We start from the raw sequence: 13906 nt of genomic DNA, 5'->3' as shown, positions 1-13906 counted from the left end.
CATCGGCATTGCCCGATTTCTACAGTACTATGGGATTGTCCGACCACCTACCATTCATTTGAAATCACTATTCAACCCTGCTTTCTTGCTGTCTACGCTTGTCAGATGCCGTTACCGGCACCATCCCAAGACTCGCTATTATCTGGTTGGCTAAACCTTGGATAAACCGGAATCCCACCGGCTTGACTACACACCCTTAGCTGGGCGCACAACTGGAATTAATCAGTTTCTTGTAACCTTTCGAATAGTTGGCTATCAATTTTATAAATTCCTTGATAAGGCTGTTCAATATAGTATTTACCACTATCCTCATACGCAAAGATAGTACTTGTTCCTGTCTCAAACTGGAAGTCAATTTTGATATAACTTTCCACTTGTGGACAGTCTTGAACACTTTCCTTCTTAGTCGGTTCAGAACTGGAAATATCGGCGATTATTTCACTTATCCAAGTTTTGTCTGAATGACTTACTGTATTTTCCCCAAAAGTTATATCAATAGATGTAATCTCATCGGTTTGAGGTAACGTAATAGGAGCTACCTTTTTTCCACACGCAACTAAAGTCAGCACACAAGTAAGACACAAAAACAAAGAAAGAAATTTTTTCATAAGCATATTACCTCCAAATACCGATTTTTCAATTTTACTTTATCATATTTCATCATCGTATTTCAACTGTACGCTCTATCAGTATTAGGAAAGACTAATCATTATACACTTGAGGAATCATCCTTTGGCATCAGCTCCAGAATCTTTTTATACCAGAGCTTTCCTCTCCGTTCTCTCGCAACGCAAACTGGCAAAACAGTGTCATTAACTCAAAATATTTTGCTTGTAGTTCTCCCAAATCCTTATTTAGAAGAAAATCGAACAACATTTGTGTTATAAGCAATTTGATTGACGTTATTTCCAATGCGGTTCACCTCATAAATCAACTGCTTTGCCTGGTCTCTACCCATGTGCCACTGCTTACCTGCCAACGATTCTGCAAGAATCAGTTTTCTTAAATATTTCGATTTCGATAAGCCGTACTCAAAAGCATTTTTTGTGAGCATAGCATTTTCCTCTGGAAGCAAAGTAAAACTGAATTGCTTTATGCGAACTCTATCTTTTTCAGCCATTTATTCTTTCTCCTTTCAAAACTTCCTCACCGTGAAGAAATTACAAAATTGTTCGTCAGTGGTTTTAGTTTTGTTGCGCCGTCTGTGGGGCAATCATTTTGCCGTTTTGCAAAATGGTACGGGTGGGGGTATTAGGGGGCGCTGCCCCAGTGCAACGGCCAGCAAGTGGGAAAATGACACGAGTTGGTACATTTCCCCTATTGACTGTTGGGAAGCTGAAAAGAACTTAAAAACCACACCAGGATCAGACTGTGCATTAAACGCACTCGCCATTGATGAACCTCTTGAATATGCAAAATTATATCTTGATGGAAATTTGCAGATGTGGGTAGATGCAGAAGACTCATTAGATATTTTTTAATTTTTAAACAAATACAACAGTTTAAATCGCTATTAACCACAATATTTCCGGAAAATTCATCATATGTTTGTGCAAATGCAAAGAAACGGCGGCTCTGGAAATCAAAATAACATGCGGTGTCCAGAAACTCGTTCCACCGATATTCAGATAATTGAAATCTGCAAGCTGAGAAAGGAAATTGTTCTGCATGCCAATTCCGGCAGATAGAAGTATGGTAGAGAGCCATGTTGCTCCCATCGCCACATACGATTAAATGTATACCAGAAGAATGCCAGAGCAATTTCTTTTTACCAAAGAGAAGGGTTCATTATTCAATGTGAAGATTTGGATGAAGCTACTGGTGAAAAAGAGTACACCATGCTATGAAAACAAAAATAGAAAATGGGATAAGAGATAGACTATTGAGAGCATACGAGAATCCCTGCGGGCATTGCTCAATTCACTGGCGAAGACGATGAAGTAATGAAAAAACACGACTAAAATGCGGGATAAACACTGCTTCTGAAGAATATAATATGATTGTGGAATAGAAATACGCAACAAGTTACAAAAATCTATTTCAATGTCCGGCTGATATATTGATTTTTGAAGTCCATCCGGATATACTAGAATAGAAAAATGCAACATGTTGCAAAAATCTTTTATAGTGAGGTTTTAAGATGGAGATTCGCAGAGATTTTTATTTGGATAAATTGATAAAAAGAAAGAATAATGGATTGATTAAGGTAATTACTGGTATTCGTCGATGTGGAAAATCCTATTTACTGAATAATCTGTTTTATCATCATTTATTAGAAAGCGGAGTTGATGCTGACACATCATTCGCTTTGCTTTTGATTCAGCCGATGATCTTTATCTGATTGGCGAAAGCCTGATTCAGATTGAAAAGGAAAAGCGTGGAGTTGACCCCGAAAAGTTTATGGCTTATATCCGTTCCAAAGTTGTAGGTGAAGAAATGTATTATCTGCTGCTTGATGAAATTCAGATGTTAGATTGTTTTGAAGCTGTTTTGAATGGCTATCTTCGCAAAGATAATATGGATGTATTTGTGTCAGAAAGTAATGCAAAACTTTTGTCTAAAGATATAGCCACCGAGTTCGCCGGTCGTGGTGACGAGGTTCATATGTATCCCCTGAGTTTTGCTGAGTTTATGACCATTTACAGCGGTGATAAGTACATGGGATTATCTGAATATATGCTGTATGGCGGTATTCCTCTGGTTGTTCTTCGTGAGGGAGCAAACGATAAGGCAGTTGCATTGCAGAATCTGTTCAATGAGATTTATCTTCGAGATATTACCAAACGTAACCAAGTGAGGAATATCGGAGAATTGGAAGATCTTCTGAATATTCTTTCCTCTGCCATCGGTTCGCTGACCAACCCGGAAAAATTGAAGAATACTTTCAAGGCGGTAAAGAAATCCAGAATCACTTCCGCTACCATTAAGAAATATCTGGATTATTTTGAGGATTCTTTCCTGATTGAATCAGCACAAAGATATGACATTAAAGGAAAAGCATATATTGAAACACCTAAGAAATATTATTTTTCCGATCTTGGTCTTCGCAATGCTAGAATCAATTTCCGTCAGTTTGAGCAGACTCATTCTATGGAGAATGTGATTTATAATGAACTTCGTATGCGTGGTTACAGTGTGGACGTGGGCGTAATACCAATTGCAGAAAGAAATCAGGAAGGTAAGGTTATCCGTAAACAGCTTGAAGTTGATTTTGTATGCAATCTTGGTTCATCCAGATACTATATCCAGTCGGCTTACTCGCTGCCAGATGAAACGAAACGCATTCAGGAAATCAGACCATTCAGTAAAATTGATGATTCCTTCAAAAAGATTGTTATCACAAAAGATATTGTACAGCCCTATTATGATGACTATGGTATCTTGACTGTAAACATTTATGACTTCCTCCTTGATCCGCAAATTCTTGAAAAATAAACAATGTTATAAAGGATCTAGTTATGGAGAATATTTAATTTTTTCAAAACAATACTGATATCTTTCCCTATCGTCAACAACAATTTTAAATGTAAAAAAACTTGCAAATTCATCTTCTTTCCGTTAATATATTGACAGCAAACAGGGAAAGGAAAGAAGGTATGTTTCAAACAATTATTGGTACAATCGGTTCTTTTATGTACAGCAAGCTGCTGGTCATTCTACTGATTGGTGCGGGAGTATATTTTACAGTCCGCACAAGATTTCCGCAGGTAAGATTATTTAAGAATGCTTGTGGATCCGTGATGGAAAAGCCGGAGGATAAAGGGGCAATTTCCTCTTTTCAGGCACTTATGGTTTCAACAGCATCCCGTGTGGGAACGGGAAATATTGTCGGGGTTTCATCGGCGATTTGTATAGGTGGATTTGGTTCTGTATTCTGGATGTGGGTGATTGCAATCATCGGAAGTGCATCTGCACTGATCGAGAGTACATTGGCACAGATTTATAAGAAAAAAGGAAAAGACGGAAGCTGTTATGGAGGACCGGCTTACTATATTGAAGCGGCACTTCATTATCGCCCGCTGGCAATTGTTTTCTGCGTTGCAATGATTTTAACCTACGCATTTGGCTTTAATATGCTGGCATCTTATAATCTGCAGTCTACATTTTCAGTATTTTCTTTTTATGATGCAAAGATGAGTCCCTGGATCATCGGTGGAATTTTGGCAGTGCTGACGGGCTGGTGTCTGCTTGGCGGCGGATCACGTATCGTAAAAGTAACGTCAATGGTTGTACCGGTAATGGGGATTGCTTATATTGGGATTTCACTTTTGGTAGTAATTATCAATATTCAGAATGTGCCTGCAATGTTTGTGCGCATTTTTGAAGAAGCATTTGATTTTAAAGCAATTTTCGGAGCATTTTCCGGTTCGGCCATGATGCAGGGAATCCGCCGGGGTCTCTATTCCAATGAGGCAGGTATCGGTTCGGCTCCGAATGCATCAGCTGCGGCAAATGTCAGCCATCCGGTAAAACAGGGGCTGGTACAGATGTTATCCGTATTTATTGATACTTTGTTGCTTTGTACAGCAACAGCTATGATGTGTATGTCATCCGGAATAGATCCGGCAAAAGAATTGCAGGGAGCACCATGGGTGCAGGCATCACTTCAGGAATCACTTGGTTCTTTCGGGCCGATCTTTATTACAGTTGCAATGGTATTTTTTGCATTTACAACTCTGCTCGGAAACTGTTTCTATTGTGACAATCTTTTAATCTATATTCACAAAAAACAGCCGGAAAAAGCTTTTATGAAAGGCTTCAGACTGGTATCGGCACTTGTAATCTTTCTGGGCGCAGGAATGGAGATGTCTCTTTTGTGGGATCTTTCCGATGTACTGATGGGGGTTATGGCGCTCATTAACATTCCGGTTATCCTGATTTTATCAGGGATTGCATTTAAAGCAATCCAAGATTATGAAGCACAGTTAAAACAAGGAATCAACCCGGTTTTTAAAAGTGCAGACATCGGTCTTCGTCAAAAAACAGATTTCTGGAGCTAATTTTAACAAAATCAAAAAGACAAAATCCTGTTCAATATATGAATATGAGCAGGATTTTTCTATTTACAACAATATTTTTTACAATATTTCCTTTGATTATCCGGAAAATTTTTCACTGTAATGACTATTCATATCCTCCCAGTCCATGAACAATACATAAAATACTTTGCCATATTGCTGGCTCTCAACAATTCTCCCATGGTCAAGCACAGGCAGATACGCTCCATCCGCTCTTCGTAAATGAAAGTGGATATAATCATTTTCATTGCCATTATCAATCTGTTTCCAAATGCTTGCTTCTATCTTCTTCTGCTCATCTTCGCGTATCAGGTTGCGGAAACTTTTCTTTGTAAGTCTGAATAGTTCATCCATATCTTTATATCCGGCCATATGAAGAAACTCCTGATTTGCATAAAAGAGTTCGTCATCTTCTTTGTCTGCTCTGTATATGATAAATGCTCCTGGAAGGTTCTCGGAGATATCTTTGAATGCAAATCCAAGTTGTTTACGAGCCATTAATTCAAGCCCTTCCTTATAAGCCATACAGCCATTTTTCCCATGAAGTTTTATTTCGTAAAGGGCTGCATCTGCACAGCGCATAAGCTGTGAACGATTAGACGCAAATGTCGGATATTCCGCATATCCAAGAGAAATATAAAATTGATGTTCTTTTCCCTTGTATGAAAATGTCTTTGGAGCCATAGTGAATTGCTGTAGCTTCTCTTTTACATCATCGTAGGAATAATCTTTTAAAAGAATAACGAACTCATCGCCGCCGTTTCTTCCTAATAACGCACCAGACGGGAAAAAAGCTTTCATACTGTCTGCCAGACTCTTTAATGCATTGTCTCCACAGACATGCCCATAGATATCATTTACAAACTTAAAATCATCAATATCAAGGAGTACAGCCACAAATTTTGCTTCCGGATTTTTAGTAATCATCTGTTCTGCCAGTTCATCGAATCCATAGCGGTTGTAAATACCTGTAAGAGAATCTGTGTACGCCAGTATTTGAAATTTGTTTTTATTTTCTTTTGATACCAGCCATACCCGGGTAAGAACTGCCAAAAGCAAGGTAATCGCAATAAAGAAAACACCGATTACTGCTATTAATGTATTGTTTCCCCAGCCATTTTCAGGCGTTACTTCAAACTTCCAGTTCTCCTCTCCTATCGTAAAGTCATAGGAAACCGGATTCGTTAACTGACGATCTGACTGATAAACAACTTTATAATTATCACTCCATGGATTATCCGTTTTTGAAAGACTATATTCATATCCAAACTTCGAAAGTGCACTTGTTGCGTCTGAAAAAATTTCCGGAACACGAAGGATAACAATGGTAAATCCCCAAAAATATTCCTGTCCGTTTTCATCTTTCAGATAAATAGGATTGCGGACAGCAATTCCATATCCCCCCTGTTTCAATTCAAAAGGCCCCTGTGTAACGATTGTATGATGATCTCTTGCATATATGGAAATTCCACCACGGTCTTTATCATGAATCAGATCAATCTTACCTGTCTCATTTCCCTCGGCCGGATAAATATCCGTTACAATGCCAGCCGGAGCAAGCTGTACGCTTTCAACAGAATCCGACATAATATTTTCTGCAATTGTGTCAAATTGATTGATTTCTCCATTTTCACTGATCAAAAGCTGTTTCAGAACATCTGTAATCTCTATTCCATTTGTAATCTCATTCTTTATACGTTCCCCATAGGTTGTTGCATTTAATTGTGCTGTTGTGCGGCTCTGCTCTTTTTCATGGGTATCTGTTTTGTAAACAACTAAACTAACAAGGCATATGCCCAGTAAAAAAACGATAAGAGGAACAAGCGTTTTTTTCTTCACCTGATTTTACCTCGTTTTATCTATCTGATGTTTTTATAATAAAGCATTATATCACAGAAGTTAAAAATTTGAATAGATTTTGCCAAAAAGTTATAGGACGTTTTTCCATTGTACTGATAACGTTTTCCTTGCGTACAATGGAAATATTGGTGTAAAATGCAATTAGTTCTTAACATAATTTTAAATTATTGAAGATAACGATGAATTAAATGCTGAAATTGTGATAGAGCTATGAAAAGAAGAGGGCTTTCTGATCGACTGGGTCAAAGACGGTCAGGAATGTTTTGATAAACTGGAAGAATCGGATGAAGGATACTATGATCTGATTCTTATGGATATTCAGATGCCAATCTTGAATGGCTATGATACAACCGCAAAGATTCTTCCTTTTCTTCTCTCCTGTTAGTTTTCCACGTTATAGTCTCTGATTCATGTATTTTTCCACATTATCATCAAGAGTTATCCCACTCAATTAATTTCATAATTTTTTTCACAGCATTTACCACCTTTGATGACAAATACATTTTCTGCAATTTTCTCTTAGAATACGCCCATATTGGACTATTCCTTGTATTATCCACTAATAAATCCGTAAAATATCTCTCCCAGCTTACATATTTCTTACTGTCTACATAATCTTCCGGTTGTTTGAGAATAACATTCACATTTAATTCAGGCACTACATTTGCTTTAAGCAGAAGCACATTTTATACCTTTTTAAATGAAACATTTGTATTGTAAATACATTTTGGCTCATCACCATATACAATAGTAAGCATAAAACTCCCCCTATCGTTATTTTTAATATAACCTTTTTCCCTGTAAGTCACTTTGTTATTATTATATATGATTTTCTGCCCTTTTTCCACTTCATCCAGGATTTCTGAAAAGTTTTCCACATTAAAGCAGCCATTATAATTATCCTTAATTATAATGGCTACTTTATATTAAATTTCATTATATTCATATTTTTTATTATCGGAGGTTTCTGTTGATCTTGTTCCCTGCCTGTTTTCCTTTCTTTTAGAACTATAACATGTAATTCAAAGTCGCCGATTTACGCTTCATTGATTTGATTTATATAACCCTCATCTTCTATATTGAAGTTCCTTACTATTCCCTATCTATAACTTTCTCATAGTAGTTATCGCTATCATTCTCTTCCATGAGATTCTTCAATATACTCTACGACCATCCAGCTATTCCGTCTATAGCATCTCTTCTTTATAGAACTCATTTTTTATATAAATCTCGATTAGTTCGATGTTTCTTTACACATCTTCTAATTCCTTGAATTACTGCGGTATCTTTATCCTCAATATGTTCTGCAAATGTTTTCTCTTTTATACCGGTTATCTTTTCTTCTCCGATTTATCTTTTTTTATTCAATCTTCTTACCGGATTTTTATGATCTATGGTTAAGGCTTATTCTGTGGGAACTTCCATTTGCCATACCACCAACATATTGACTATTTATAGATTCTGAATTGTCCAACGGTTTAAGCCTCCTTCCTTTCTATTTCGTTCGTCCCTTTCTCGTCAGGACTTCTATCGATGATTCCTAAGGAATTATTCTATCAAATCTTCTTATACGAATTTCGATTTAACCTTTTGGGTTATTTTAGGTTATTCTATCTTAATCTAAAATTTGTTGATTTAATTTTCGATTTAATCTTTTCATTAAATTTTTTTACTGAACTTTTTTGGTTCTTCTTTATCATTTAATTTTTTTGATCATATCTTATATTAAATCTTTTTTTGATTTGATATTTTGTTTTCCTTTGGATTGACTATATAATACCATCTAGGTTTTGTTTTGTCAATACTATTTATGATATTTATTTTAATTAATTTATAATTGTATTATTTCTATAGAATATTCTGTATATTTTTATTTTATCAAGTTGTTTTCTGATGATGTTTCATGATTTTAGTGTGTGATACATAACCGTCTAATACACAAGAGAGCAGGTAATCCCCTGCTCTCTTGTTATCTTACATTTTCAGTCTTATAATCATCTTATAGTCAGATACTAATAATTAATATAGCCCTGAAGCCACATATTCGCCTTAAATCTGCGTCCTACTGCCGGTTCCCCAAGAAGTCTCTGTCTCGGCACGCAAACGTCAAATACGAGGCCATTTACGTCTAATTTCATCACGTAAACATTTTCCCCTGTATACTCATTCACGATTTCATGGAGTTCCTGGATCTCACCTAATATGGAATATCGGTCACACTCCACACTATACGGCATGATGTATGTATCCACAATGCTGAATACGTCTTCCGTCACCAGTCGCCTTGACACCTTTGAGTAAGTATCAATGTCTTCCAGTGTGAGCGTCTCGATTGCATTGGGATCTCCGGATTTTGCGGCAGAGAGAAGCTGCATGCGGTTATACACCTCTTCTCTCTGTCGTTCTTTTTGTGAATGATCTTTCTTTACCGGCAGCAATATAGTCCCTGACTCGCATAATCCTGCAAGCGTTACAGATGTATAGTTCATCTTGTTACCGCTCAATTGCTTTTCCTTCAAATACTGTGGCACATTTTGCAGATAAAATATAATTGTAATTCCGATTTTTGCATCTTCACAGATTCCTACATAGGCCTCTCTGTCCATTCTGCGCTCAATCGTGATATCTGCATAGGACGTGATTCCTGTTCCAAGAAAATATGGATAATAATATCTTTTCGTAAAGTTATCCACAGAATCCATGTCTCCGCACAGACATATCCCCATTCCAGGTCCGAATTCCTTCTGATATTCACAAAAATCTAATTCTTCGTCCTGATATACAAGCTCATGACACGTATATTGCTGTTCTACTTTATCCAGTATCTCATATAATTCTTTTTTTGACTTCATGCTGCCAAATCCTATGGCATTCAGATATTGATGCATTTTTATTTCCTTTTGATTTCAGTCATACCACCCATATATGGACGAAGTACCTCTGGGATTCTTACAGAACCATCTGCCTGAAGATTGTTCTCCAGAAATGCAATCAGCATTCTTGGTGGTGCTACTACAGTATTATTCAGTGTGTTTGCAAAATATTTGTTTCCATCAGCGTCTTTTACACGGATTCCAAGTCTTCTTGCCTGAGCATCTCCAAGGTTAGAGCAGCTTCCGACCTCGAAGTATTTCTTCTGTCTTGGTGACCATGCCTCAACGTCACAGGATTTTACTTTCAGATCTGCCAGATCTCCGGAGCAGCACTCAAGTGTACGGACCGGGATATCCATAGAACGGAACAGATCTACTGTGTTCTGCCATAATTTGTCATACCACATCTTGCTCTCTTCCGGTTTACATACAACGATCATTTCCTGTTTTTCAAACTGGTGGATACGGTATACTCCTCTTTCCTCGATACCATGTGCTCCTTTTTCTTTACGGAAACATGGAGAATAACTTGTAAGTGTCTGTGGAAGCTGATCCTCTGTCAGCATTGTATCGATGAATTTACCGATCATGGAATGCTCACTTGTACCGATCAGATACAGGTCTTCACCCTCTATTTTGTACATCATGGCATCCATCTCTGCAAAGCTCATAACTCCTGTTACTACATTACTTCTGATCATAAATGGAGGAATGCAGTAAGTAAATCCTCTGTCGATCATGAAATCTCTTGCATAAGAAATAACTGCAGAGTGAAGTCTTGCAATATCTCCCATAAGGTAATAGAATCCATTTCCGGCTACTTTTCCGGCACTTTCAAGGTCGATTCCATTAAAGCTTTCCATAATATCTGTATGATATGGAATTTCGTAATCAGGTACGACCGGCTCACCGAATTTTTCAATTTCAACGTTCTCGCTGTCGTCTTTTCCAATTGGTACAGAAGGATCGATAATATTTGGAATAATCATCATATTCTGTTTGATTTTAGCTTCTACTTCTTTTTCTTCTTTAGATAAAGCCTCTACTCGTTCTGCATTTTCCTGAACTTTTTTCTTTAACTCTTCTGCTTCTTCTTTCTTTCCCTGTGCCATACATGCACCAATCTGTTTGGAAATCTGATTCTTATCAGCACGAAGAACCTCTACTTCCTGTTTAATCTCACGGTTTCTCTGGTCCAATTCGATAACTTCATCAACCAGTGGAAGCTTATCATCCTGGAATTTATTTTTGATATTCTGTTTTACGACCTCCGGGTTATTTCTGACAAATTTGATATCTAACATCTCTCATATCCTCCTTATTTTTCAATAATCTCGCTTTTTTCAATCTTTTCTATATCATGGAAGATGGCTTTATCCAGTGCCTCTGCCTCTTCCTCAGCAAGCTCTACATAGCTTTCACCTTTTACGATTTCTTTCACATAAGTGTAACATCCTTCACGACTGTGCATTGCATTGATGATCCAGCCGCTGTCATTTCCATCCAGCATAGCAAGTGCAAAACTCAGTTTTCCACCCATCTCGTTAAATGCATCGTATTTTACAATTCCGACTTTCTGGTAATTTGTCTCTAATTTACGGTTTAACTCACGGATTTCTGTTCTGTTCTGCTTTGTAAACTTAAGAACCGCCTCTGCTTCCTCGAATTTATCTTTCAGACTCTGCTCAAGGGATTTTCCATCTTTCCCTTTCATAAATGTTGCATAGCTGTTTTTCAAACGATTGTATTTCATGGTTACATTTACATATAGTATAAACAAAACTACGAATAGAATCAGCATAAACAGGAAAATAAATGCTGGATCTATCCCTAGTGCATTCAGTATCTTGCTTTCCATATTATTCTTCCTTTCCAATGCTCATAATCATATCGAACATTCGTTCTAATTCCTCATCAGAATAGTATTCTATCTCTATTTTACCTTTTCCATTCCCTTTAGATGCTATACTAACTTTTGTACCCATAACTTCTTTCATTTTATTCGCAAGGTCTTTATAAATGAAATCATTTACGGTCTTTACTTTTTCTTTTGGCTTTTTCGGATTTTTAATTTCTTTTACAAGCTTTTCTGTATCACGTACACTTAATTTTTCATCAAATATCCGGTTTGCCAGATTATACTGTTCGTCCTTATCGTCAATTGCAAGTAATGCTCTTGCATGTCCGGTCGAGATCATGTCATCAATAATCATTTGCTGAACACGCTCGTCCAATTTCAGAAGTCGCATAGAGTTTGTGACTGCAGTTCTGCTTTTTGATACACGCTCGGCCACTTCATCCTGTTTCAGATTAAATTCTTCCAACAATCTCTTAAATGCCATTGCTTCTTCAATTGGATTTAAGTTTTCTCTCTGGATATTTTCAATTAAACCGATTTCTACTATTTCCTGTTCTGTATACTCTTTTACAATAACAGGGACTTCTTTGACTCCGGCCTGTTTGGCAGCTCTCCAACGTCTCTCTCCTGCAATAATCTCATAATAATCTTTATTCTTTCTTACAAGAAGCGGTTGCAGTACTCCGAATTGTTTGATTGAATCTGCCAGTTCAAGAATTGCATCTTCATCAAACTTTTTACGCGGTTGATCTCGATTCGGCTCAACCATATTAATTTTCATCATTTGAATACCCGAACCTGACTCAGACTCCCTCTTTTCTTCAGCCGGCTCTTTTGCTAATGGCTTATTTGATTTCTCAGGAATCAGACTATCAAGTCCTTTTCCCAATCCTTTTTTCTTAACAGCCATGGGAACCTCCTTATTTTTTATTCTTCTCTTTCGATAACCTCATCAGCCAATCTCATATAGCTTTCTGCTCCTGTTGATTTTGGATCATACTTATTAATTGGCAATCCGTAACTTGGTGCCTCTGCCAGTCGAATATTTCTAGGAATTATAGTTTTATATATATTCTGTTGCAGATTGTCTTTTACATTCTCAACTACCTGAAGAGACAGATTCGTTCTGGCATCATACATTGTAAATACGACACCTTCTATTTCCAATTTTGAATTCAATCTGTCTTTTACTAATTCAACTGTATGTATTAACTGGCTGAGTCCTTCCAATGCATAGTACTCACACTGAATCGGTACAATAACAGAGTCTGCCGTAGTCATAGCATTAATCGTCAGCATACTCAAAGATGGTGGACAGTCTATAATTACAAAATCATACTGATCTTTTACCTGATCAATTGCATTTCTAAGAATATATTCTTTATCATCTACACCAATCAATTCAATTTCTGCTGCTGACAAATCAATACTGGTCGGAATAATATCAAGATTTTCAAGAACTTCTTTATTAATTACTTCTTTGATATCAACTTCTCCAATAATCAATTCATAAATAGACTTTTCCACAGAATCTTTATCTACACCCAGACCACTGGTGAGATTTCCCTGTGGATCCATATCAACAGCAAGAACCTTTTTCCCTTTTTCAGCAAGGCAAGCTGCAAGGTTGATAGATGTGGTAGTCTTACCAACTCCGCCTTTCTGATTAGCTACGGCAATAATTCTCCCCATATTATTAATTCACCTTTCATTCTACATTTCGTTACAAGTTATAGTATACCACAAATGTTTCACGTGAAACATAGTTTTTTGTCTAAATTTGTGAAAATAAGGATATAAGATTCAAGAATGCCTCGGCATTCTTGCTGCGAGGTGCGCGTCATGCAATTGCATGACATACTTCTGCTACGCTCCCATTACTTTTATTCTCGTGTCGAGAGTAACGAATCTGTGCTTTACTCTTTTCAATGTTTCACGTGAAACATATTTATATAAAAAAGAGTTTTGGATATGAAATAAAAAAAAAGAGAGTTCTCAAACATATATTGTTTTTTAATCCATTACAAGTATAGTGTTATATCAAAAATTATCGTCTGAGTCTCGTAGAGACGAATTTAATTTTGATATAATCATATACGCCTTTAACATAGGATTGAAATGGATATTCTTATCTTCACTTCTTTTCAATGTTTCACGTGAAACATTCTTATATATAAGTAGTGACTACGATATATAATAGAAAAAGGACTTTTTCAAGCATAGGTTGTTTTTCAATTCATTGCGAGTATAGTTTTATATCAAAAATTACTGTTTGAGTCTCGTAGAGACGAGTTTAA

At 36.8% G+C, this 13906-nt stretch carries 12 protein-coding genes and 3 pseudogenes; 5 read left to right on the top strand and 10 right to left on the bottom strand.

The genetic code is table 11. The features are described from left to right. Nucleotides 1-218: 218 nt before the first annotated feature. Together G593_RS0110970 and G593_RS18585 are read right to left on the bottom strand one after the other, a co-directional pair. Nucleotides 219-608 (bottom strand): DUF5301 domain-containing protein, encoded by a 390-nt coding sequence (locus G593_RS0110970; protein WP_029731695.1) that lies wholly within the window; start codon nucleotides 606-608, stop codon nucleotides 219-221. Between the two features lie 242 nt (nucleotides 609-850). Next, nucleotides 851-1120 carry a plasmid mobilization protein gene (locus tag G593_RS18585; protein ID WP_242827081.1) on the bottom strand — a complete coding sequence of 90 codons (270 nt, stop codon included), beginning with the start codon at nucleotides 1118-1120 and terminating at the stop codon, nucleotides 851-853. A gap of 187 nt (nucleotides 1121-1307) precedes the next feature. On the opposite strand from G593_RS18585, the pseudogene G593_RS19515 reads away from it, so the two are divergent. Further along, nucleotides 1308-1481, top strand: a pseudogene (locus G593_RS19515) (DUF6061 family protein); the annotation flags it as partial. Between the two features lie 21 nt (nucleotides 1482-1502). On the opposite strand, the gene G593_RS18580 reads toward G593_RS19515, so the two are convergent. Further along, a complete protein-coding gene (locus tag G593_RS18580) occupies nucleotides 1503-1718 on the bottom strand; it encodes a hypothetical protein (RefSeq protein ID WP_044994370.1) in 216 nt (71 codons plus the stop codon). 6 nt (nucleotides 1719-1724) lie between these two features. On the opposite strand from G593_RS18580, the pseudogene G593_RS21495 reads away from it, so the two are divergent. The 3 genes and pseudogenes from G593_RS21495 to G593_RS0110945 all read left to right on the top strand — a co-directional run. Continuing rightward, nucleotides 1725-1847 (top strand): annotated as a pseudogene (locus G593_RS21495) (GNAT family N-acetyltransferase); the annotation flags it as partial. A gap of 293 nt (nucleotides 1848-2140) precedes the next feature. Beyond that, nucleotides 2141-3435 (top strand): annotated as a pseudogene (locus tag G593_RS18575) (ATP-binding protein). Between the two features lie 161 nt (nucleotides 3436-3596). Then, the gene (locus G593_RS0110945) at nucleotides 3597-5000 is read left to right on the top strand and encodes an alanine/glycine:cation symporter family protein (protein WP_029731693.1); all 1404 of its coding nucleotides are present in this window, start codon (nucleotides 3597-3599) and stop codon (nucleotides 4998-5000) included. A gap of 96 nt (nucleotides 5001-5096) precedes the next feature. Here G593_RS0110945 and G593_RS0110940 read toward each other — a convergent pair whose 3' ends face one another. Then, entirely contained in the window at nucleotides 5097-6857 is a 1761-nt protein-coding gene (locus G593_RS0110940) for a diguanylate cyclase domain-containing protein (protein ID WP_005342096.1), read from the bottom strand. A 250-nt stretch (nucleotides 6858-7107) separates the two neighbouring features. Here G593_RS0110940 and G593_RS21490 point away from each other — a divergent pair, with 250 nt between their 5' ends. Continuing rightward, nucleotides 7108-7263 (top strand): response regulator, encoded by a 156-nt coding sequence (locus G593_RS21490; RefSeq protein WP_304412965.1) that lies wholly within the window; start codon nucleotides 7108-7110, stop codon nucleotides 7261-7263. Nucleotides 7264-7564: 301 nt separating this feature from the next. On the opposite strand, the gene G593_RS0110930 is transcribed toward G593_RS21490, so the two are convergent. The 6 genes from G593_RS0110930 to G593_RS0110905 form a co-directional block, all read right to left on the bottom strand. Then, nucleotides 7565-7756, bottom strand: coding sequence for a hypothetical protein (locus G593_RS0110930; RefSeq protein WP_029731692.1), 192 nt, complete (start codon nucleotides 7754-7756; stop codon nucleotides 7565-7567). A gap of 1134 nt (nucleotides 7757-8890) precedes the next feature. After that, a complete protein-coding gene (locus tag G593_RS0110925) occupies nucleotides 8891-9766 on the bottom strand; it encodes a DUF3881 family protein (RefSeq protein ID WP_022278465.1) in 876 nt (291 codons plus the stop codon). Nucleotides 9767-9768: 2 nt separating this feature from the next. Further along, complete coding sequence (gene serS, locus G593_RS0110920; protein WP_029731691.1) at nucleotides 9769-11055, bottom strand: serine--tRNA ligase; 1287 nt, start codon at nucleotides 11053-11055, stop codon at nucleotides 9769-9771. A gap of 14 nt (nucleotides 11056-11069) precedes the next feature. After that, complete coding sequence (locus tag G593_RS0110915) at nucleotides 11070-11609, bottom strand: DUF4446 family protein (protein WP_005334708.1); 540 nt, start codon at nucleotides 11607-11609, stop codon at nucleotides 11070-11072. 1 nt (nucleotide 11610) lies between these two features. Then, the gene (locus tag G593_RS0110910) at nucleotides 11611-12519 is read right to left on the bottom strand and encodes a ParB/RepB/Spo0J family partition protein (protein WP_029731690.1); all 909 of its coding nucleotides are present in this window, start codon (nucleotides 12517-12519) and stop codon (nucleotides 11611-11613) included. Nucleotides 12520-12536: 17 nt separating this feature from the next. Beyond that, complete coding sequence (locus tag G593_RS0110905) at nucleotides 12537-13301, bottom strand: ParA family protein (RefSeq protein WP_005334704.1); 765 nt, start codon at nucleotides 13299-13301, stop codon at nucleotides 12537-12539. Nucleotides 13302-13906 lie beyond the last annotated feature (605 nt).

Source organism: Dorea sp. AGR2135 (assembly GCF_000420885.1).
GTDB lineage: Bacteria > Bacillota > Clostridia > Lachnospirales > Lachnospiraceae > Dorea > Dorea formicigenerans.
Note: the sequence above shows the minus strand (reverse complement) of the source record. Positions and strands in the feature narration are given on the sequence as shown.

What these genes read in the sequence shown, in the direction of transcription:
- G593_RS0110970 (WP_029731695.1), bottom strand. Translation starts at nt 608, where the DNA reads ATGAAAAAATTTCTTTCTTTGTTTTTGTGTCTTACTTGTGTGCTGACT.
- G593_RS18585 (WP_242827081.1), bottom strand. Translation starts at nt 1,120, where the DNA reads ATGGCTGAAAAAGATAGAGTTCGCATAAAGCAATTCAGTTTTACTTTG.
- G593_RS18580 (WP_044994370.1), bottom strand. Translation starts at nt 1,718, where the DNA reads ATGGGAGCAACATGGCTCTCTACCATACTTCTATCTGCCGGAATTGGC.
- G593_RS0110945 (WP_029731693.1), top strand. Translation starts at nt 3,597, where the DNA reads ATGTTTCAAACAATTATTGGTACAATCGGTTCTTTTATGTACAGCAAG.
- G593_RS0110925 (WP_022278465.1), bottom strand. Translation starts at nt 9,766, where the DNA reads ATGCATCAATATCTGAATGCCATAGGATTTGGCAGCATGAAGTCAAAA.
- serS (WP_029731691.1), bottom strand. Translation starts at nt 11,055, where the DNA reads ATGTTAGATATCAAATTTGTCAGAAATAACCCGGAGGTCGTAAAACAG.
- G593_RS0110915 (WP_005334708.1), bottom strand. Translation starts at nt 11,609, where the DNA reads ATGGAAAGCAAGATACTGAATGCACTAGGGATAGATCCAGCATTTATT.
- G593_RS0110910 (WP_029731690.1), bottom strand. Translation starts at nt 12,519, where the DNA reads ATGGCTGTTAAGAAAAAAGGATTGGGAAAAGGACTTGATAGTCTGATT.
- G593_RS0110905 (WP_005334704.1), bottom strand. Translation starts at nt 13,301, where the DNA reads ATGGGGAGAATTATTGCCGTAGCTAATCAGAAAGGCGGAGTTGGTAAG.